The organism is Pseudoalteromonas sp. MMG012, from assembly GCF_018100875.1.
GTDB classification, from domain to species: domain Bacteria; phylum Pseudomonadota; class Gammaproteobacteria; order Enterobacterales; family Alteromonadaceae; genus Pseudoalteromonas; species Pseudoalteromonas aurantia.
Genome location: NZ_JAGJEF010000179.1, coordinates 1 through 1,672 on the forward strand (window position 1 = coordinate 1; position 1,672 = coordinate 1,672).

At 39.4% G+C, this 1,672-nt stretch carries 1 protein-coding gene; it reads left to right on the forward strand.

Annotated elements, in window-relative coordinates; all coding sequences use genetic code 11:
- Positions 1–460: 460 nt before the first annotated feature.
- Complete coding sequence (locus J8L97_RS22865) at positions 461–1,429, forward strand: dihydrodipicolinate synthase family protein (protein ID WP_211053020.1); 969 nt, start codon at positions 461–463, stop codon at positions 1,427–1,429.
- Positions 1,430–1,672: the final 243 nt, after the last annotated feature.

A 1,672-nucleotide genomic window follows, 5' to 3' on the forward strand; every position in this document is an offset into this window, starting at 1 on the left:
GCGCGTTCAAGTTTAAAAAAGAACAACCTAGAATGCCGAGAACCAATTCCTTAAAGAAGTCGTTCTATAACTTCATAGCCATAAGCGGTGATTGATTGTTGGCTAAAATGGGAGGATTACCGAGCCAACCGTTACGAATCTGACTTTAGGGCTCTGTTGTCAATACAAAGGTAGGCTGTACAACCTCAATTGAAAAAACTTTTCCACTAGAGGGAGCTTGTTTTAATAAAAGGTTCAAATGACAGTGCAATGATTGAATACGCTCAAAAAATCACTAAAAATTAAAGAATTAAAAGGTCTACTAAAGTTGACCTGTAATACACTTTAAGCGTTTTATTTAAGCCTATTGAAGACGTAACCCAATAATTTTCCGACTTTGCCGAAAGTAATTTAATTGACGCACCTTTTATTGTATAATGTATACAATAAAGACTGTATCCGTTAAATAAGAGGAAATATGATGGAAACAAATAATGCAGATTGGCGATATACGGTTATGCCGGCCGTGTTTACGTGGCTTAAAGAGTCAGAAAGCGGTGCCCTTGAAATTGACTTTGATGCAACACAAAAATACGCAGCAGATATTTTAAAAGTTCAGGGAAAAGGCGGAAGCCGAATGGGTGGACTTGTCGGCTCTGGTACCCTAGGTGAGAATAGCTACCTAAGCTCTGAACAGCGTCTTTCTTTACTTAAAGCCCTTTCTGATATAGCTAAAGAGTTCAATGTGCCATTAATCAGTGGAGCAGCGGCAGAAACTAAAGAAGAGATTGCCAAAATCGTTAAAGAACTCGCAACAGTTGGTGTAGATACTGTGATGGTCATGCCACCAAAGACTAAAGAAGTGCCTTCTGATGAAGAAATGTATGCATACTATGCACTTTCTGCAACAGCTGCAAAAGAAGCAGGCGTAACAATTATGCCTTATAACAACCCCGATGCAGCGGGCTATCATGCAATTTCAACTGACCTTCTAAAAAGACTTGCTGCTCTACCTGAAGTAACTGCGCTTAAAATATCGACGACAGACGTTTCAGTAATTGAAACTCTGATGTTAGAAAATAAAGATTTAAAAGTCTTGGCTGGTGTTGACACTGTAACTGTACATGCAGGACTTGCTGGCGCATGTGGTGGGATCACAGGTGTTGGGTGTATATTTCCAAAAGCCAGTGTCACTATGCAGGAATATGTCAATAAAGGGGAATGGGCTGAGGCAAACAAAATTTCTCAGGCTATGAATTCCATATCATACCTTGATGCTCAACCGTTGCTTTTAGAATACCTTAAGTTTGCGTTTGGTGTTCACCATAATGATGAGACTGGAGGGCTTCGTACCCTTGGTAAAAAATTAACTCAAGCGCAAATTGATGATGTACGTGCAAGATATATTCTCGCAAAAGAAAGGCTTGAAACTCTAGGTTTAATAGATTGATCCTGTCAAATATTCAAAAAGAGAAAGCTTCGTTTTTACGGAGCTTTTTTGTGTCCACCTGCGAATTAGCACCTCGCTTTTTAGATTTCAAAGTATCAATGCGCTTATTTCAGCCTCAGGTTGGCTGGACTTCTAACAAGATAAATGCGAGAGAAATGTGTGCCTGTCCTGTTTTACTCTTTTTTCAATACAAAATACTTTAGCAAGTTCCAGCAGTTTGTCTTCTATCCACCCTCTTCTGTG